This is a genomic window from Zobellella taiwanensis, assembly GCF_003012795.1.
GTDB lineage: Bacteria > Pseudomonadota > Gammaproteobacteria > Enterobacterales > Aeromonadaceae > Oceanimonas > Oceanimonas taiwanensis.
The window spans coordinates 81,034-99,893 of record NZ_PXYH01000013.1 but is presented as its reverse complement, the minus strand read 5'-3'; the positions used below and the strand labels follow the sequence as shown (position 1 = coordinate 99,893).

Sequence of the window (18,860 nt, the reverse complement as noted above, 5' to 3'; positions counted from 1 at the left end):
AATCATTGAAAAACAGTATTTTTTGTTTCCCAATCGACTGCGAGTGCCCACACAGTTTGCTTGATAGATTGTTAAAGAGCGTTGACCGTTATCGGGTCAGGGCTGCGTATTCTACGCAATCCTTGGTATTCGTCAAGCAGTTAAACCGAAGTTTTTACTGCTTGTTGACGTTGGCGTGTTGTGCCGTGTCAGTGAGGGCGCATTATAGGGAGCCGCCGGATTTGCGCAAGGGCTTTTTTGATATTTTTATGAAAAAAGGCGACTTTGGACAAAAAACACACCAAAGCCGCCATTTGTTAATATTTCATTAATCTTCAACTAGCGTTTTTGTATCCAGCCGCGAGCAAATTCCCTTACCTTGTCCCAATCAGTGAACTCAAGATCCTGGGTGGTATCCGTACTGCCACCGGTAATCTTCATGATCAACTGAATGATGCGGGTCTGCCACCAGTTGTACTCACTATACCTGAGCGCGCCGGCAAAAACTCCCATGGTCCGTGGTCGCCAGGCAGACTTGGTCAGGAATTTGCGAATATAGGCATTGTTGGCGGGGTTGGCCTTCTCCGGCTTGCGAGCCGTGAGACAGACACAGAAGAAGGCGGCATCCGCCACCTCCAGCTGTTCGCTGTGAGTGTGTATAAAGGTGTAGAGGCTATCGTGAAAATGACCATAGCGGATTGAGGCGCCGATCAAGACCTTGTCATATTTACTCAAATTTTTCTTCGGCAGGGTGTGCAGATCCACGCTTTCCACCTCATAGCCACCAAACTCATCCCGCATCGCATCTATGATTTTTGTCGTCTGACCATTGCGAGACGAATAAAGCACCAACAGTTTTCCCATAGACTCCTCTTAGCTTCGCCAGAAGGCCGGCGTAAACAGCACCAACAAGGTAAAAATTTCCAGACGTCCGAACAGCATGGCCAGGATCATGATCCACTTGGCACTGTCCGTAGTGGCACCGAAATTGGCCGCTACCTCGCCCAGGCCAGGGCCCAGATTGTTGAGGGTTGCGACAACGGCGGTAAAAGCGGTCAGTTCATCCATACCGGTAGCCAGCAGGGCCAGCATGCAGATCACGAAAATCAGGGCATAGGCGGCAAAAAAGCCCCAGACGGCCTCCACCACTCTATCAGCTAGGGCCTTGTTGCCAAGCTTTATTCGATAGACGGCACGCGGGTGGATAAGGCGCTTCAGCTCGCGCATGCCCTGCAGGTTCAGCAGCATGATACGCACTACCTTGATACCTCCTCCCGTACTGCCGGCGCAACCACCGATACAGGAGGCAAACATCAGCAGCACCGGCAAAAACAGTGGCCATTCGGCGAAACCAGTGGTACTGAATCCAGCTGTGGTGGCAATGGAAACCGATTGGAACAATGCCTGATCCAGCGCCTGCCAGGGATTATCATAAATGCGATGGGCCAACAGCACCGACATGCAAATCAGGGTAAGCACAAGCTGCACCCCGATGAAAACCTTGACCTCGGGATCCAGCCGATACACTGACAGGCGTAACCCGCGGTTGGAGAAAGCCGCGAAATGCAGACTGAAATTGACCCCGGCGATCATCAAAAACACCACTATGATGAAGTTGATGGTCGAGCTGTTGAAATGGCCTATGCTGGCATCGTAGGTGGAAAAGCCACCAATGGCGACGGTGGAAAACGAATGGCAAATGGCATCGAACAGGCTCATGCCTGCCAGCCACAACAACAACGCGCAGGCGATGGTCAGTACCAGGTAAATGTACCAGAGCACCTTGGCGGTTTCGGCAATGCGAGGCGCAACCTTGTTATCCTTGACCGGCCCCGGGATCTCGGCCCGAAACAGCTGCATGCCGCCAATGCCGAGGATGGGCAGAATGGCCACCGCCAGCACTATGATACCCATGCCCCCCAGCCACTGCAGCATCTGCCGGTAAAACAATATCGCCTTGGGCAGCTCATCAAGCCCGCTGACCACGGTGGCGCCCGTCGTGGTCAATCCGGAAAACGATTCAAAAAACGCTTCGGCCACAGACATCTTGGGTTCGGCGCTGAGCATAAATGGGATGGCCCCCACACTGCCCAGCACGGTCCAGAACAGTACGACAATCAAAAACCCTTCCTTGGCGCGTAAATCCTTATTGTGGGTCCGGTTGGGAAACCACAGTGCCAATCCCAGGATAAGACAAATCACAAAAGCACTGAAAAACTCCAGGCCGGCGCCGTCGCGATAAATATAAGCGACCAGAGCCGGCGCCAGCATGGTGACGCTGAACAAGGCTACCAGAATACCGACTATGCGAATGATCGTGCGAATATGCATGCTCTATCCAGTGAGAAAGCGATTAATCGTTGATCGGGCGGGCGATCACTCTTCCCTGAGTCCGATCCAGTATCTGACGAGCCAACGTCGCGAGCAAGCGGACATCGACCAGCAAAATTCCACTAACCCTGGCACCATAATCCACCCGTTCCCAATCGGCGCCGGCCTGCTTCAGCAGGCTTTCCAACTGCGCCATGTCGCTGTAGTCAGCCTCAACGGCCAGGCGACCGAGGATACACTTTTCGCGAGTGGAAAGCGTTGCCAGGGCCGCGGCCACGGAGCCACCATAGGCACGGACCAGTCCACCGGTACCCAGCTTGATACCACCAAAATATCGGACGACAACGGCTGTCACTTCACCAATGCCGGCACCTTGCAACTGAGCCAGTATCGGCTTGCCGGCGGTACCCGACGGCTCGCCATCGTCGCTGAACCCCAATACCCGGGAATCGCCGGGCATTCCCGCCACAAACCCCCAGCAATGATGGCCGGCTTGCGGATGCGCATCACGCAGTTGTCCAATCCAGGCGCGCGCCGATGCAATATCGGGAGTGTGCGCCAGGCAGGCAATAAAGCGACTTTTTTTGATCTCTTGCTCCCATACGATGGGAGCAGCGGGAATAAGATAGGGAGATGATCCCATAACCGCCCCTGAACACACTTGGCCGGCTATGCTCAAACCGACCCGGATAGATGAAGCCGCACATCATAGCACAGCTCTGTGATAGGCAGGCGCGAGGGGCATTTAACCGGTTAACGAATTTAAACAAACGTTTTAAATAGGTGTTGAAATATGGTTTTTTTCTGTTCATAGTGAGCCCATCCCTGCCCGGGATAACCGGTGCAGCACAAGGGAACAAGGAGACATGAGGATGATCTACCAAGGCGAAGCCCTCTCTGTACAACTGTTGCAAGACGGTATTGCTGAACTGCGATTCGATGGCACCGGCGCCATCAACAAGCTCGACCGCGCCACCCTGCTGTCGCTGGAACAGGCGGTGACGGCGCTGGAACAGACCAGCGGTATCCGCGGCCTGATGCTGACCAGCGCCAAGGAGGCGTTTATCGTCGGTGCCGACATCACCGAATTTCTGGGGCTGTTCGAGCTGCCGGACGCCGAGCTCGGCGACTGGCTGGCCAAGGCCAACGCCATCTTCAACCGCATCGAAGACCTGCCCTTCCCCACCCTAAGCCTGGTCAGGGGCTATGCCCTGGGCGGCGGTTGCGAATGCATCCTGGCCACCGACTACCGTATCGGTGATACCAGCGCCCGCATCGGCCTGCCGGAAACCAAGCTCGGCATCATGCCCGGCTTCGGCGGCACCGTGCGCCTGCCGCGCCTCATCGGTGCAGACAACGCCATGGAATGGATCACCACGGGGCAGGAAAACAAGGCCGAGGCCTGCCTGGCCGTGGGCGTGCTGGACGCCGTGGTCGACACAGAGCAGTTGCAGGACGCCGCCATTCGCCTGCTGCAGGACGCCGCCGCCGGCCGTCAGGACTGGCAGGGCAAGCGCGCCCGCAAATGCGCGCCCCTGACCCTGGACAAGCTGGAAGCCATGATGAGCTTTAGCACCGCCAAGGGTATGGTGGCCGCCAAGGCCGGCCCCCACTATCCGGCGCCGATCACCGCGGTGAAAACCATCGAGGCCGCCGCCGCCCTGGGCCGTGGCGCCGCCCTCCTGATAGAACAGGACAACTTCGTCAAGCTGGCCAAGACCCCGGTGGCCCGCGCCCTGGTCGGCATTTTCCTGAACGATCAGTTCATCAAGGGCAAGGCCAAGAAGGCGGCCAAAGCAGCCCCCGCCACCCGCAAGGCCGCCGTGCTCGGTGCCGGCATCATGGGTGGCGGCATCGCCTACCAGTCGGCGGTGAAAGGCATACCGGTGGTCATGAAGGACATCAATGACCAGGCCCTGGCGCTCGGCATGAACGAGGCCGGCAAGCTGCTCAACAAGCAACTGGAGCGGGGCAAGATCGATGGCTTCAAGCTGACCCGGGTGCTGTCCAGCATCACCCCCACCCTGAGCTACGACGGCCTGCAGGGAGTGGATATGGTGGTGGAAGCCGTGGTCGAAAACCCCAGGATCAAGTCCCAGGTGCTGGCCGAGGTGGAAACCAAAGTGAGCGAGGACGCCGTTATCGCCTCCAACACCTCCACCATTCCCATCTCGACCCTGGCCAGGAGCCTCAAGCGCCCGGAACGGTTCTGCGGCATGCACTTCTTCAACCCGGTGCACCGCATGCCCCTGGTGGAGATCATCCGCGGCGAGCAGACCAGCGACGACACCATCAACAAGGTGGTGGCCTACGCCGCCGCCATGGGCAAATCGCCGGTGGTGGTGAATGACTGTCCCGGCTTCTTCGTCAACCGGGTGCTGTTCCCCTACTTCTTCGGCTTTGGCAAGCTGATTGCCGACGGCGCCGACTTTGTGCAGGTCGACAAGGTGATGGAAAAGGTGTTCGGCTGGCCCATGGGCCCCGCCTACCTGCTCGACGTGGTCGGTATCGACACCGGCCACCATGCCGCCGCCGTCATGGCCGAAGGCTTCCCGGCGCGCATGAGCAAGGCCGGCAAGGATGCCATCGACGTCATGTACGAACAGCAGCGTTTCGGCCAGAAGAACGGCAAGGGCTTCTACGCCTACAGCCAGGACAAGAAGGGCAAGCCGAAGAAGGAAGCCGACCCGCAGAGCTACCAGTTGCTGCAGGCCGTGGTGACCGGCCAGGCGGAGTTTGCCCAGGACGATATCATCGCCCGCATGATGATCCCCATGATCAACGAGGTGGTGCTCTGCCTGGAAGAAGGCATTATCGGCTCCCCCGCCGAGGCGGATCTGGCGCTGGTGTACGGCCTCGGCTTCCCGCCGTTCCGGGGCGGCGTGTTCCGCTACCTGGACACCCTGGGCTTGGCCAGTTACGTGGCCCTGGCCGACCAGTTCGCCCACCTGGGCCCCCTCTATCAAGTGAGCCCCGGACTGCGCCAGATGGCCGCCGACGGCAAGACCTTTTACTGATTTGGCGGAAGGAGACGACAACATGAAAGACGTGGTCATTGTCGATTGTATTCGCACCCCCATGGGGCGCTCCAAAGGCGGCGCATTCCGCAATGTCAGGGCCGAGGATCTGTCCGCCCACCTGATGCAGGGGCTGCTGGCCCGCAACCCGGCCCTGGCCGCCAGCGAGGTGGAAGACATCTACTGGGGCTGCGTACAGCAGACCCTGGAGCAGGGCTTCAACGTGGCTCGCAACGCCGCCCTGCTGGCCGGTCTGCCCAAGGAAGTGGGCGCCGTCACCGTCAACCGGCTGTGCGGCAGCTCGATGCAGGCGCTGCACGACGCCGCCCGCGCCATCATGGTGGGTGACGGCGACGTCTTCATCATCGGCGGGGTCGAGCACATGGGCCATGTACCTATGAACCACGGGGTGGACTTCCATCCCGGCCTGGCGCTGAACGTGGCCAAGGCCGCCGGCATGATGGGCCTCACCGCCGAACTGCTGGGCCGGCTGCACGGCATCAGCCGGGAGCAGCAGGACGCCTTCGCGGTGCGATCCCACCAGCGGGCACACCAGGCCACGGTGGAAGGCCGCTTTGCCAACGAGATCCTGGCCACCAACGGCCATGCCGCCGACGGCAGCCTGACCCGGTTCGAGACCGATGAGGTGATCCGCCCGGAAACCAGCCTGGCGTCCCTGGCCCAGTTGCGCCCGGCCTTCGATCCGGCCAACGGCACCGTCACCGCCGGCACCTCCTCCGCCCTGTCCGACGGCGCCGCCGCCATGCTGGTGATGTCCGCCGACAAGGCCGCCGCCCTGGGCCTCAGGCCCCGCGCCCGCGTCCGGGCCATGGCGGTGGCGGGCTGTGATCCCTCCATCATGGGCTACGGCCCGGTACCGGCGGTGCACAAGGCGCTCAAGCGGGCCGGCCTGTCGATGCAGGACATCGACGTGTTCGAGCTGAACGAGGCCTTCGCCGCCCAGTCGCTGCCGGTGCTGAAGGAGTTGGGGCTGCTGGAGGTGATGGACGACAAGGTCAACCTCAACGGCGGCGCCATCGCCCTGGGCCACCCCCTGGGTTGCTCCGGCGCCCGCATCTCCACCACCCTGATCAACCTGATGGAGAGCAGGGACGCCACCCTGGGCGTGGCCACCATGTGTATCGGCCTGGGTCAGGGCATCGCCACCGTATTTGAACGGGTCTGATACTGCTACTCAGCCTCGGCCAGGTGCTAAAGGGCTCAGTCCAGGGCACAACAAAATCGTCTATGGTCGGTATTGGGCAGGGGCTTTCCCTGCCCTTTTTTGATCCCGGTCTCGGTTGACCATTTATTCAGCAAGGGTAATATAGGCGGGGTTAACGACCAGGTAGTAGAACCATGAACATTTCCTTTTCCGATGCCCAGCACCGTCTGGATGCCACCGGCCTGCGCTGCCCCGAGCCGGTCATGATGGTGCGCAAGCAGGTCCGCTCCATGGCCAGTGGCGAGACCCTGTTGATCACCGCCGACGACCCTTCGACCAGCCGCGATATCCCCAGTTTCTGCCGCTTTATGGATCATGTACTGCTGTCCAGCCAGGTCGAGCGGTTGCCCTATCAGTTCCTGATCCAAAAAGGCGCCTGACCCCGCCGAAGGGCGGATATGGCCGCCCGTCACAAGCTGATAAGCTGGGGGGCGAACCACTCTCTTGTAAGGACACTCCATGCTGGCCGTCAGCCATGCCCTTGGCCCCCTCTTCCTGCTGATCCTGACCGGCGTTGTGCTGCGCCGGCTGCGTTTTCCCGACGAACAGTTCTGGCACGGTGCCGAGCGTTTCATCTATTTCCTGCTGTTTCCGGCCATGCTGATCAGCACCCTGGCCACCGCCGACTTCGGCCAGGTCGCCTTCACCGGCATGGTGGGCCTGCTCGCCGGCCTGCTGGTGCTGCTGGCCATTATACTGTGGTTGGCCAGGAACAGACTGGGACTGGATATGCCCTCCTTCACCTCGGTATTCCAGGGTGCCCTGCGCTTTAATACCTACGTGGGCCTGGCCGGCGCCGCCGCCCTCTACGGCGATGCCGGCATCACCGCCGCCGCCGTGGCCATTGCGGTCATGGTCCCTCTGGTCAACATTCTTTGCGTGCTGGTATTCGTGGGCACAGACGGCAGCGGCCAGTCTGGCCTGTGGAGCGCCATCAAGGCCCTGGCCAAAAATCCCCTGCTGCTGGGCTGCGTGGTCGGCATTGCCCTCAATATCAGCGGCATAGGCCTGCCGGGCTGGAGCCGGGATACCCTGAGCCTGGCCGGCCAGGCAGCCCTGCCACTGGGACTGATTGCCGTAGGCGTGGCGCTGCAACTGAAGGCACTGCGCGGCACCGGCCCCGCCTTCTGGCAGGCCTGCGCCATCAAGTTCGCCGCCCTGCCCCTGCTGGCCCTGCTGATCGGCTGGCTGAGCGGGCTGGGCGAAACAGAGCTGGGGGTGGTGGTGCTCTTCACCGCCCTGCCCACCGCCACCTCGTCCTATATCCTGGCCCGGCAGATGGGCGGCAATGCTCCCCTGATGGCCGCCATCATTACCGGCCAAACCCTGCTGGCCATGGCGGTACTGCCGGTATGGATGTCGCTGCTGGCCTGGTTGCAGGCATAAAAATGCCCGCGGTGCGGGCATGGATCATGATAGTGATGCAGCGAGCCTACTGCATGGGGCTCAGGGTAATCTCCACCCGGCGGTTCTGCGCCCGCCCCTGTTCGGTATCGTTGCTGGCCACCGGCTGGTTGAAGCCCACACCGCGGATATTGAAACGGTTGGCGGCTGCGCCCTGGCTGATCAGGAACTGGCCCACGGAAGCGGCGCGGCGCTCGGACAGAGCCTGGTTATAACTGGCTGAGCCGGTGTTGTCGGTATGGCCGACCACATTGACCCAGGTTTTCTCGTATTCCTTCAACACCATGGCCACGCCACTCAGGGTGTTGTAGAAGCTGGGTGACAAGTCGGCGCTGTCCACTGCAAAGGTGATGGAGCTCGGCATGTTGAGGACGATATTGTCGCCGTTGCGGGACACGCTGACACCGGTGCCGCGCATCTGATCCCGCAGCTTGGCCTCCTGCACATCCATGTAGTAACCCACGCCGCCGCCCAGGGCCGCGCCGCTGGCGGCACCGATCAGAATGCCTTTTTCCCGGTCACTGGAGCTGGCGGAAGCGCCGCCGATCACGGCGCCGGCCAGTGCGCCCAGGCCACTGCCGATAGCGGCCTTGGACGCCTGGCGTTCACCGGTATAGGGGTTGGTGGTACAGGCAGAAAGGGCCATGGCGGCGGCCAGAGCCAAACAGACTTTTTTCATATCGGGTTCCGTTTATAACAAGCATAAGTACCAGACAATATAGCGCCGCAGCCGCCGTTCGACAAAGTCTGCAATCATCCCGGTTGTCAGCAGTTGACGTTATCCGGATGGCAATGGCAGCCCAGCAGGTGATCGTTCACCATGCCAGTCGCCTGCATAAAGGCATAGCAGGTGGTACTGCCCACAAAGGAAAAGCCCCGCTGCTTCAGCGCCTTCGCCATGGCGTCCGATGCGGGCGTGGTGATCGGCACCTGTTCCGGGCAGGACCAGCGGTTCACCACCGGCTCACCGCCGACAAAGTCCCACAGCCAGGTGCCAAAATCGATCCCGTCTTCCTCCATCGCCAGGTAGACCCGGGCATTGTTGATGACCGACTGGATTTTGAGCCGGTTGCGCACTATGCCGCTGTCTTGCATCAGCCGCGCCACATCCCGCTCATCAAAGCGGGCGATCAGCCCGGGCTCGAAGCCGGCAAAAGCGGCCCGGTAGGCGGGGATTTTGCACAAGATGGTGAACCAGCTCAGGCCGGCCTGCTGACCGTCCAGGCACAGCTTCTCGAACAGGGTCTTGCCGTCGTATTCGGGTACCCCCCATTCATGGTCGTGATAATCGATATAACGCGGGTCCAGATTGACCCAGGCACAGCGCTCCAGCATGGTCCGTCCTCCAATTCAGCCTATATTCACACCGGGTCAGCAGGTATACTCTTTGGCCTAGTTTCACACTGCGAATGCACCTATATCAAGGCGCGAACACCATGCAAAAATTCGATATCAATACCTTTCAGGGGCTGATCCTGACCTTGCAGGATTACTGGGCCCGGCAAGGCTGCACCATTGTCCAGCCGCTGGATATGGAAGTGGGTGCCGGTACCTCCCATCCCATGACCTGCCTGCGGGCAATTGGCCCCGAGCCCATCGCCACCGCCTATGTACAGCCGTCCCGCCGCCCTACCGACGGCCGCTACGGGGAAAATCCCAACCGGCTGCAGCATTACTACCAGTTCCAGGTCATGATCAAACCTTCGCCGGACAACCTGCAGGAACTCTACCTGGGTTCATTGCAGGCGCTGGGCCTGGATCCCCAGGTACATGATATCCGCTTCGTGGAAGACAACTGGGAAAACCCGACCCTTGGCGCCTGGGGCCTGGGCTGGGAAGTCTGGCTTAACGGCATGGAGGTAACCCAGTTTACCTATTTCCAGCAGGTGGGCGGCCTGGAGTGCAAACCGGTGACCGGCGAGATTACCTATGGTCTGGAGCGCCTGGCCATGTATATCCAGGGGGTGGATTCGGTCTACGACCTGGTGTGGTGCGACGGCCCCCTGGGCAAAACCACCTATGGTGACATCTTCCAGCAGAACGAAGTGGAGCAGTCCACCTACAACTTCGAGCATGCCGACGTCGACTTCCTGTTCGGTTTCTTCGAGCAGTGCGAGAAAGAATGCCAGTACCTGCTGGCCCTGGAAAAACCGCTGCCGCTGCCCGCCTACGAACGGATCCTCAAGGCCGGCCACGCCTTCAACCTGCTGGATGCCCGCAAGGCCATTTCAGTGACCGAACGCCAGCGCTACATACTGCGCATCCGCACCCTGACCAAGGCCGTCGCCGAAGCCTACTACGCTTCCCGCGAAGCCCTGGGTTTCCCCATGTGCAAAAAAGAAGGATAAGGGCATGGCCGAACAGAATTTCCTGGTAGAGATCGGTACCGAAGAACTGCCGCCCAAGGCACTGCGTACCCTGGGCGAAGCCTTCGCCGACAACCTCCAACATGAGCTGACCAACGCCGAGTTGCCCTTCGCCACCGTGCGCTGGTACGCCGCGCCTCGCCGGCTGGCGGTGCAGGTCGTTGGCCTGGCACCAGCCCAGGCCGATAAACAAATCGAGAAGCGCGGTCCCGCCGTACAGGCCGCCTTCGATGCAGAAGGCAATCCCACCAAGGCAGCTATTGGCTGGGCCCGGGGCAATGGTATCAGTGTGGAACAGGCCAACCGGCTGAAAACCGACAAGGGCGAGTGGCTGGTGCACCTGGCCGACGTCAAGGGCAAACCCGCCGCTGAATTGCTGCCGGCCATGGTTGAACAGGCCCTTGCCCGGCTTCCCATCCCCAAGGCCATGCGTTGGGGTGACAAAACCACCCAGTTCATCCGCCCGGTGCACACCCTCACCCTGCTGCTGGGCAGCCAATTGTTGCCGGCTACCATTCTGGGCGTGGACTCCGCCCGCACCATTCGCGGCCACCGTTTTATGGGCGAGCCGGAATTCCAGCTGGACCATGCGGATCACTATCTGAAACAGCTGGAAGAGCGCGGCAAGGTACTGGCCGACTTTGAACGCCGCAAGACCATTATCCAGAACGGTGTCGAACAGGCCGCCGCCGCCGTGGGCGGCGTCGCCGACCTGGATGACGAGCTGCTGGAAGAAGTCACCTCCCTGGTGGAATGGCCGGTGGTACTCACCGCCTCCTTCGAGGAGAAATTCCTGGCGGTGCCGGCGGAAGCCCTGGTATACACCATGAAGGGTGATCAAAAGTACTTCCCGGTATACGACGCCGACGGCCGCCTGCTGCCGAAATTTATCTTCGTCACCAACATCGAATCAAAAGATCCGAACCAGATTGTGCTGGGCAACGAAAAAGTGGTGCGCCCGCGCCTGTCTGATGCCGAGTTCTTCTTTAATACCGACCGCAAGGCGCCGCTGATCTCCCGCCTGGAGCGGCTGGACCATGTACTGTTCCAACAGCAACTGGGGACGGTACGGGAGAAATCCGAGCGTATCAGTGCCCTGTCCGGCCTTATCGCGACCACCATCGGCGCCGACAGGATCCTGGCAGAGCGAGCCGGCCTGCTGTCCAAGTGCGATCTGATGACCAATATGGTATTCGAGTTTACCGATACCCAGGGGGTGATGGGCATGCACTACGCCCGCCACGATGGTGAGTCCGAGGCCGTAGCCCTGGCCCTGAAGGAGCAGTACCAGCCCCGCTTCGCCGGTGACGAGCTGCCCGGCCAGGATATCTCCGCCGCCCTGGCCCTGGCCGACAAGCTGGATACCCTGGTGGGTATCTTCGGCATCGGCCAGGCCCCCAAGGGCGACAAGGATCCCTTCGCCCTACGCCGGGCCGCCTTGGGAGCCCTGCGCATCATTGTCGAAAAGGGCTACGACCTGGACCTGGTGGTGCTGATCGAACAGGCCCGCACTCTCTACGGCGACAAACTCTCCAACAACCGGGTGGTCGACGAGGTGCTGGACTTTATGCTCGGCCGCTTCCGCGCCTGGTACCAGGATCTGGGCCACGAGGTGGACGTCATCCAGGCGGTGCTGGCCCGCAGGCCGACCCGCCCCGCCGACTTCGACGCCCGGGTCAGGGCCGTGAGTGCCTTCCGCCAGCTGGAAGCCGCCGCCGCCCTGGCCGCCGCCAACAAACGGGTGGGCAATATCCTGACCAAGTTTGACGGCGATATCCCCGCCGAAGTGAATCCGGCCCTGCTGCAGGATGAGGCGGAAAAAGTGCTGGCTACTCAGCTTGCGGAACTTTCTGTCCGGCTTGCTCCCCTGTTCGCCGCCGGCGACTACGGCAACGCCCTGAATGAACTCGCCAGTTTGCGCGAGGGCGTGGACAGCTTCTTCGACCAGGTCATGGTGATGGCCGACGACGAGGCCGTTCGCCTCAACCGCCTGGCCCTGCTCAACCAGTTGCGCAACCTCTTCCTGCAGATTGCGGATATTTCGCTACTGCAATAAACCACTCCGCCCCGCCCAGTGCGGGGCTTTTTGTTGCAATCTGTGTTACATATTAAGAGATTCACTCAGCAGCAAGGATACTGCCCATGATCAAGGTCATTATCGAACGTCACGTCGCCGAAGGATTGGAAGAGGTTTATCAGGAAACGGTGCGCCGCCTGATGCAGGAGATCACCGACAGGCCCGGCTTCCTCAAGGGCGATGCTTATCGCGACGTCAATCATCCCAACCACTTCTATGTGATCTCCAACTGGGAAAATATCGGCAGTTGGGAGCGCTGGCATGATTCATCCGAGCGGCAGCACATGCTCAACGAACTGGCCCCCTTCCTCGAGAGTGACGAAAAATGCACCGTGCTGGCCCTCAAGGTCAGCTATGAAGCGCAACCATCAAAATACGCACGCCCAACCCAAACCTACACTTATTGATTCCTCCCTGTTTCACGTGAAACAGGGATTTAATAACGGCCGGGCTGTCCAGGGCCCGGTCGACAGCCTCGCCAATATCGGCTAACGTGGGCGTTTCGCAACAGACCCCTTTCGGTAGCCTGATCATGGAATTCTCCGCATTCGGACAAAAATTCACACGCCATTCTGGCATCACCCAGTTGATGGACGATCTCAACCAGGGCCTGACCGCCCCCAACACCATCATGCTGGGCGGTGGCAACCCGGCCGCCATTCCCGAGGTGCTGGCCTATCTGGACCGGCAAGCCCAGCAGTTGCTGAAGACCGGTGAGCTGCTGAAGGCCATGGCCAACTACGATGGCCCCCAGGGCAAGGACAGTTTCATCCGCGCCCTGGCCGGCCTGCTGTCCCGCGAGCTGGGCTGGGAGGTAGGCCCCGAGCATATCGCCCTAACCAACGGCAGTCAGACCGCCTTTTTTTACCTGTTCAACCTGCTGGCCGGCGAGTTCGCCAACGGCCGCAAGAAGAAGGTGCTCTTCCCCCTGGCGCCGGAATACATCGGCTACGGTGACGGGGCACTCAGCGACGATCATTTTGTCGCCTGCAAGCCGGATATCCGCAAGCTGGAAAACGGCCTGTTCAAATACTACGTCGACTTCGAGCAGTTGGAGGTGGGCGACGACATCGGCCTGATCTGCGTATCCCGTCCCACCAACCCCACCGGCAACGTACTCACCGATGAAGAAATCGTGCACCTGGATCAGCTTGCCCGGGACAAGGGCATACCGCTGCTGATCGACAATGCCTACGGCACGCCCTTCCCCAACATCATCTTCACCGATGCCAGACCGTTCTGGAACGACAACACCATACTGTGCATGAGCCTGTCCAAACTCGGGCTGCCCGGGGTGCGCTGCGGCATAGTGGTGGCCAACCCCACCATCATCCAGGCCATCACCAACATCAGCGGTATCGTCAACCTGGCACCGGGCAGCATGGGCCCGGCCCTGACCCTGCCGATGATGGAAAGCGGCGACGTTATCCGCCTCAGCAACGAGGTGATCCGTCCCTTTTACCAGCACAAAGCCCAGCAGGCAGTAGCCTGGCTGCAGGAGGCGATTCCCCTGCCCCAGTTCCATATCCACAAACCGGAAGGCGCATTGTTCCTGTGGCTGTGGTTTGAGGACTTGCCCATTCACAGCCAGGAGCTGTACCAACGCCTCAAGCAACAAGGATTGCTGGTGGTGCCGGGGCACTATTTCTTCCCCGGTATAGAAGATGAAGGCTGGGCACACAGCAAGCAGTGCATCCGCCTCAACTACGCCCAGCCGGAAGCGGACGTACAGGCCGGCATCGCGATACTGGCACGGGAAATACTGGCGCTTTACGGCCAGTCATAGCAGAAACAACAACGCCGGCTGATGCCGGCGTTGTCATTCAAGAATCAGGTTTACTCGGTACTGTGCTCCAGAGTACGGCCCTGGCCGATTTCAATACGGCGGGGCTTAAGCTCGTCCGGCACCTCCCGCTGCAGATCGATTACCAGCAGGCCGTTGTCCAGCCGGGCGCCGGCCACCTGGACATGATCGGCCAGGCGGAATTTCAGCTCAAAGTCCCGCTCCGTGATGCCCTGGTACAGGTAGCGGCTGTCGCCGGCGGACTTTTCCCGGCTGCCCTTCACCAGCAGCATGTTCTGCTCCACGGAAAGCTGCAGTTCGGACTCCCGGAAACCGGCCACCGCCAGGCTGATGCGGTAGTGATCGTTGTCCTGCTTCTCGATGTTGTAAGGCGGGTACGCCTCTCCCTTGTGCTGCAGCAGGTTTTCCAGATCGCCCATCAGCCGGTCAAAGCCGATGGCGGAGCGATACAGGGGGCTAAAGTCAAAACGGCTCATGTTCCTATCCTCCATTAAGCAATAGGTTGATGTGCAGAGTTGGTTTTACTCGGCCTGGCCGATGGCGATGGTCCTCGGCTTGGCGGCCTCCGGCACCTCGCGCACCAGATCGATGTGCAGCAGGCCATTTTCCAGATCGGCACCCACCACCCGGATGTGGTCGGCCAGCTGGAAGCGGCGCTCGAAGCCGCGCTCGGCAATGCCCTGATAGAGATAATTCCTGGGGTTCTGCTCCTGCTCCTTGTGGCCTTTCACCATCAGGGTGTTTTCATGGCTGGTGATTTCCAGCTCGTTGCGGCCAAAACCGGCCACGGCCATGGAGATGCGGTACTGGTTCTCGCTGAGCAGTTCGATGTTGTACGGCGGGTAGCCGTTGTTGCCGGTGCCGCTGGCGGCGTTTTCCATCAGGGATGCCAGGCGATCGAAGCCGATGGCGGAGCGGTACAGGGGTGAAAAATCGAAGCGTGACATAATCATATCCTCCAATGAGCGATACTGTGGTTGCCCTCTCTACGACGGGCTTGGGGTTGCTGAAGGCCCTGTCGGCGCCTTCATTGTTTATATGGGGAAGGCCGAAAGGGTTTTCAAGGGCCTTGTCCGGATTTTTGTTGCAGCAATAAAAACGCCGCCCGGTGGGCGGCGCTCAACCATTAAGGAAGGCGGGATCAAATATCCAGGTTGGCCACCTTGAGGGCGTTGGTCTCGATAAAGTCGCGGCGCGGCTCCACGTGGTCACCCATCAGGGTGGAAAACAGCTGGTCGGCGGCCACGGCGTCCTCTATGGTCACCCGCAGCATACGGCGGGTTTCCGGATCCATGGTGGTTTCCCACAGCTGGTCCGGGTTCATCTCGCCCAGCCCCTTGTAGCGCTGCACATAGAGGCCGCGCTTGCTCTCGTTCATCAGCCAGTCCAGCGCCTCGGCAAAGCTGGTCACCGGTTTGCTCTTCTCACCCCGCTTCACATAACCACCTTCCTCGATCAGGTTGGCGATCCCCTTGCCCAGGGCCACTATACTGCGGTACTCACCGGAGGCGAAGAAATCATAACTGATGGGGAACTCCCGCTCCATGCCATGCTGGCGCACCTTGACCTTGGGCAGGTAGCAGTTGCGCTCCTCGAAGAAGCTGTAATCGAGTAGATACTGGGCACCATTGGTGTTGTTGTTTTCCAGTGACAGGTTGATGGCCGCCACCCAGGCCTGCACCTGTGTCTCGTCGATCAGTGCTTCCAGGCTCAGCTCGGGCTGGTAGATCAGCTCGTTGAGCACCACTTCCGGCGCCCGGCGCGATAGCCGGGTAATCAACTCCTGCACCTTGCGATAGTCGTTGACCAACTTCTCCAGCGCCTCGCCAGCGATGGCCGGAGCTGACTCGTTGACGTGCAGGGCAGCGCCGTCCAGGGCCAGGCTGGTCTGGAACTGCAGCATGGCCGGCTCGTCCTTCAGATACTGCTCCTGCTTGCCCTTCTTCACCTTGTACAGGGGCGGCTGGGCGATATAGACATAGCCACGCTCGATGATCTCCGGCATCTGCCGGTAGAAGAAAGTCAGCAGCAGGGTACGGATGTGGGCACCGTCCACGTCGGCGTCGGTCATGATGATGATATGGTGGTAACGCATCTTGTCCGGGTTGTATTCGTCCCGGCCGATACCGCAGCCCAGGGCGGTGATGAGTGTTGCCACCTCCTGGGAAGACAGCATTTTGTCGAAGCGCGCCTTCTCCACGTTCAGGATCTTGCCCTTGAGCGGCAGTATCGCCTGGTACTTGCGGTTACGCCCCTGCTTGGCGGAGCCGCCCGCCGAGTCACCTTCCACTATGTAAAGCTCGGACAGGGCCGGATCCTTCTCCTGGCAATCGGCCAGCTTGCCGGGCAGTCCCGCCAGATCCAGGGCGCCCTTGCGGCGAGTCATTTCCCGTGCTTTACGCGCCGCTTCCCGAGCCCGGGCCGCGTCGATGATTTTATTGACCACAATTTTGGCGTCGTTGGGGTTTTCCAGCAAAAACTCGTTCAGCCGCTCGGCCATCGCCTGCTCCACCGCCGTCTTCACCTCGGACGACACCAGCTTGTCCTTGGTCTGAGAGGAGAACTTGGGATCCGGCACCTTGACCGAAACCACCGCAGTCAGACCTTCCCGGGCATCATCGCCGGAAGCGGAGGTCTTGGCCTTCTTGCTGTAGCCTTCCTTATCCATGTAGCTGTTCAGGGTGCGGGTCAGCGCCGCCCGGAAACCCGCCAGGTGAGTACCGCCGTCGCGCTGGGGGATATTGTTGGTAAAGCAGTAGATATTTTCCTGGTAGGAATCGTTCCACTGCATGGACACCTCCACCGCAATGCCGTCTTCCCGCTCGTTGGAAAAATGGAAGGCCTTGGGATGGATAGGAGTCTTGTTGCGGTTCAGGTATTCCACAAAGGCCTGGATGCCGCCCTCGTACTGGAAGTGGGCTTCCTTGTTGTCGCGCTCGTCCAGCAGGCGGATGGACACGCCCGAGTTGAGGAAAGACAGTTCCCGTAGCCGCTTGGCCAGGATGTCGTAATGGAAGTCGGTGTCGGTAAAGGTTTCGTGGCTGGGCCAAAACCGGATCAAGGTGCCGGACTTGGTGGTTTCGCCCACCGCAGCCAGGGGTGCCTGGGGTTCGCCATGGCGGTAGGTTTGCTCGTGTACCTTGCCGTTGCGCCAGATAGTCAGTTGCAGCTTTTCCGACAGAGCATTCACCACCGACACCCCCACCCCGTGCAAACCGCCGGATACCTTGTAGGAGTTGTCATCGAACTTGCCGCCCGCATGCAGTACAGTGAGGATGACCTCGGCGGCAGAGCGCCCTTCTTCCTGGTGGATATCAACCGGAATCCCCCGGCCGTCGTCGGACACGGAAACGGAGCCATCCGCATGGATGGTGACCACAATGTCCTTACAATGACCCGCCAGGGCCTCGTCGATAGAGTTGTCCACCACCTCAAACACCATGTGGTGCAGGCCAGTGCCATCATCCGTGTCGCCGATATACATGCCCGGACGCTTCCGGACTGCATCCAGGCCTTTCAATACCTTAATACTCGAAGAGTCGTAAGTGTGTTCACTCATTGGCTTACTCGCACTCCTGGGTTTTCGGTGATTTCACCCTGTTTCACGTGAAACAGCTTACTGTTGTCCCGTGTGATCATTTGACCAAGCTGGGTAATGTCGATGGCGGAAATAAACACCTGGGCACCGAGTTGATTCAACCGCTCCGCCAGCAGGCTCCGCTTTTGCTCATCCAGCTCGGACGCAAAGTCGTCAATCAAAAAAATACAATCCTGGCCAGACTGCTGCTTAAGATACAGTCCCTGGGCCAGGCGCATGGCACATACCAGCAACTTGAGCTGGCCGCGCGATAATAAATCCTGCACCGGCATGCCCCTGGCCTTGATGCGGATTTCGGCCTTATGGGGACCGGACTGGGTATAACCCAGCGACAAATCGCGCTCATAGCCTTGCTCAAGCACCCGGGCCAGTTCGGACTGGCGATCCCAGCCCCGGAAGAAATCGAAAGTGAAATCAAACTCGGGCAGGAAGTCGGTGGCAATATCCCGGATGACCGGACTGATGGCCTCGGCATATTGCTGCCGGAATCCGGTCAACTGCTCGCCGGCGGCAACCAGCTGGGTATCCCAGTAGCTCAGCTCCCGCCAGGGCCGTTGCTGGCGCAGCAGGGCGTTGCGCTGCTTGAGCAGGCGCCGGAAGCGGCCCCAGGCGGCAAAGAATTCTCGATGGGAATAAAACAGCCCCCAGTCCAGGTAGGCCCGCCGCAATTTGGGCCCGCCGGTCAACAGATTATACCCTTCCGGATGGATCAACTGAATGGGCAGGATATGGGCCAGGTCGGCCAACCGATCAGCGATCCGACCACCCACCTTGAGCCGGGTACCGCCGCCCCGGGTCTTGCTGAGGCCGACCGGCAGGCTTTCCGGCTCCCTCGCCACTCGGGCAAACAGGGTAAAGGCCTGCTCTCCCTGCAGGATCACCCGGCCGGTGAGGTGGGTGCGAAAGGAACGGCCGAACCCCAGGTAGTGAATGGCTTCCAGTATGCTGGTCTTGCCGCTGCCGTTGGGGCCGACCAGCAGGTTGATGCCGGGTGCCGGCACCAGCCGGGCATGGCGGATATTGCGAAAATCCTTGAGCTGCAGGTTGAGCAGGGCCATG

18 protein-coding genes are annotated in these 18,860 nt (G+C 60.3%); 9 read left to right on the top strand and 9 right to left on the bottom strand.

The window, feature by feature from the left end:
- On the top strand, positions 1-311 hold a 311-nt coding region (locus C7I36_RS17580; protein ID WP_219899643.1), incomplete at its 5' end, for a hypothetical protein.
- A gap of 7 nt (positions 312-318) precedes the next feature.
- On the opposite strand, the gene hemG is transcribed toward C7I36_RS17580, so the two are convergent.
- Genes hemG through C7I36_RS10770 form a run of 3 tightly spaced genes read right to left on the bottom strand, consistent with a single transcriptional unit; the run spans position 319 to position 2,953 of the window.
- A complete protein-coding gene (hemG, locus tag C7I36_RS10780; RefSeq protein WP_106453718.1) occupies positions 319-843 on the bottom strand; it encodes a menaquinone-dependent protoporphyrinogen IX dehydrogenase in 525 nt (174 codons plus the stop codon).
- A 9-nt stretch (positions 844-852) separates the two neighbouring features.
- The gene (locus C7I36_RS10775) at positions 853-2,310 is read right to left on the bottom strand and encodes a TrkH family potassium uptake protein (RefSeq protein ID WP_106453717.1); all 1,458 of its coding nucleotides are present in this window, start codon (positions 2,308-2,310) and stop codon (positions 853-855) included.
- Positions 2,311-2,332: 22 nt separating this feature from the next.
- Positions 2,333-2,953: a YigZ family protein gene (locus tag C7I36_RS10770; RefSeq protein WP_106453716.1), complete on the bottom strand. Its 621-nt coding sequence runs from the start codon at positions 2,951-2,953 to the stop codon at positions 2,333-2,335.
- Positions 2,954-3,182: 229 nt separating this feature from the next.
- Between C7I36_RS10770 and fadB the strand changes: the two genes are divergently transcribed.
- The 4 genes from fadB (at position 3,183) to C7I36_RS10750 (ending at position 7,938) form a co-directional block, all read left to right on the top strand.
- Positions 3,183-5,327: a fatty acid oxidation complex subunit alpha FadB gene (gene fadB, locus C7I36_RS10765; RefSeq protein ID WP_106453715.1), complete on the top strand. Its 2,145-nt coding sequence runs from the start codon at positions 3,183-3,185 to the stop codon at positions 5,325-5,327.
- A 22-nt stretch (positions 5,328-5,349) separates the two neighbouring features.
- Positions 5,350-6,513, top strand: coding sequence for an acetyl-CoA C-acyltransferase FadA (gene fadA / locus C7I36_RS10760; RefSeq protein ID WP_106453714.1), 1,164 nt, complete (start codon positions 5,350-5,352; stop codon positions 6,511-6,513).
- A gap of 173 nt (positions 6,514-6,686) precedes the next feature.
- A complete protein-coding gene (gene tusA, locus C7I36_RS10755; RefSeq protein ID WP_106453713.1) occupies positions 6,687-6,932 on the top strand; it encodes a sulfurtransferase TusA in 246 nt (81 codons plus the stop codon).
- Positions 6,933-7,011: 79 nt separating this feature from the next.
- Positions 7,012-7,938 carry an AEC family transporter gene (locus C7I36_RS10750; RefSeq protein WP_106453712.1) on the top strand — a complete coding sequence of 309 codons (927 nt, stop codon included), beginning with the start codon at positions 7,012-7,014 and terminating at the stop codon, positions 7,936-7,938.
- 46 nt (positions 7,939-7,984) lie between these two features.
- On the opposite strand, the gene C7I36_RS10745 is transcribed toward C7I36_RS10750, so the two are convergent.
- Entirely contained in the window at positions 7,985-8,635 is a 651-nt protein-coding gene (locus tag C7I36_RS10745) for an OmpA family lipoprotein (protein WP_106453711.1), read from the bottom strand.
- 86 nt (positions 8,636-8,721) lie between these two features.
- Entirely contained in the window at positions 8,722-9,291 is a 570-nt protein-coding gene (locus tag C7I36_RS10740; RefSeq protein ID WP_106453710.1) for a DNA-3-methyladenine glycosylase I, read from the bottom strand.
- 101 nt (positions 9,292-9,392) lie between these two features.
- On the opposite strand from C7I36_RS10740, the gene glyQ reads away from it, so the two are divergent.
- From glyQ to C7I36_RS10720, 4 genes are all read left to right on the top strand, one after another.
- Positions 9,393-10,304 carry a glycine--tRNA ligase subunit alpha gene (gene glyQ, locus C7I36_RS10735; RefSeq protein WP_106453709.1) on the top strand — a complete coding sequence of 304 codons (912 nt, stop codon included), beginning with the start codon at positions 9,393-9,395 and terminating at the stop codon, positions 10,302-10,304.
- 4 nt (positions 10,305-10,308) lie between these two features.
- The gene (glyS, locus tag C7I36_RS10730) at positions 10,309-12,378 is read left to right on the top strand and encodes a glycine--tRNA ligase subunit beta (protein WP_106453708.1); all 2,070 of its coding nucleotides are present in this window, start codon (positions 10,309-10,311) and stop codon (positions 12,376-12,378) included.
- An 86-nt stretch (positions 12,379-12,464) separates the two neighbouring features.
- The gene (locus C7I36_RS10725) at positions 12,465-12,806 is read left to right on the top strand and encodes an antibiotic biosynthesis monooxygenase family protein (protein WP_106453707.1); all 342 of its coding nucleotides are present in this window, start codon (positions 12,465-12,467) and stop codon (positions 12,804-12,806) included.
- 125 nt (positions 12,807-12,931) lie between these two features.
- Positions 12,932-14,185 carry a valine--pyruvate transaminase gene (locus C7I36_RS10720; RefSeq protein WP_106453706.1) on the top strand — a complete coding sequence of 418 codons (1,254 nt, stop codon included), beginning with the start codon at positions 12,932-12,934 and terminating at the stop codon, positions 14,183-14,185.
- Positions 14,186-14,235: 50 nt separating this feature from the next.
- Here C7I36_RS10720 and C7I36_RS10715 read toward each other — a convergent pair whose 3' ends face one another.
- The 4 genes from C7I36_RS10715 to recF all read right to left on the bottom strand — a co-directional run bounded on the left by C7I36_RS10715 (position 14,236) and on the right by recF (position 18,859).
- Positions 14,236-14,679, bottom strand: a complete 444-nt coding sequence (locus C7I36_RS10715; RefSeq protein WP_106453705.1) for an Hsp20 family protein — start codon at positions 14,677-14,679, stop codon at positions 14,236-14,238.
- 45 nt (positions 14,680-14,724) lie between these two features.
- Positions 14,725-15,150 carry an Hsp20 family protein gene (locus C7I36_RS10710; protein WP_094038887.1) on the bottom strand — a complete coding sequence of 142 codons (426 nt, stop codon included), beginning with the start codon at positions 15,148-15,150 and terminating at the stop codon, positions 14,725-14,727.
- Positions 15,151-15,344: 194 nt separating this feature from the next.
- Positions 15,345-17,762 carry a DNA topoisomerase (ATP-hydrolyzing) subunit B gene (gene gyrB, locus C7I36_RS10705; RefSeq protein WP_106453704.1) on the bottom strand — a complete coding sequence of 806 codons (2,418 nt, stop codon included), beginning with the start codon at positions 17,760-17,762 and terminating at the stop codon, positions 15,345-15,347.
- Positions 17,759-18,859 carry a DNA replication/repair protein RecF gene (gene recF, locus C7I36_RS10700; protein ID WP_106453703.1) on the bottom strand — a complete coding sequence of 367 codons (1,101 nt, stop codon included), beginning with the start codon at positions 18,857-18,859 and terminating at the stop codon, positions 17,759-17,761. Before recF ends, gyrB begins: the two co-directional genes overlap by 4 nt.
- Position 18,860 lies beyond the last annotated feature (1 nt).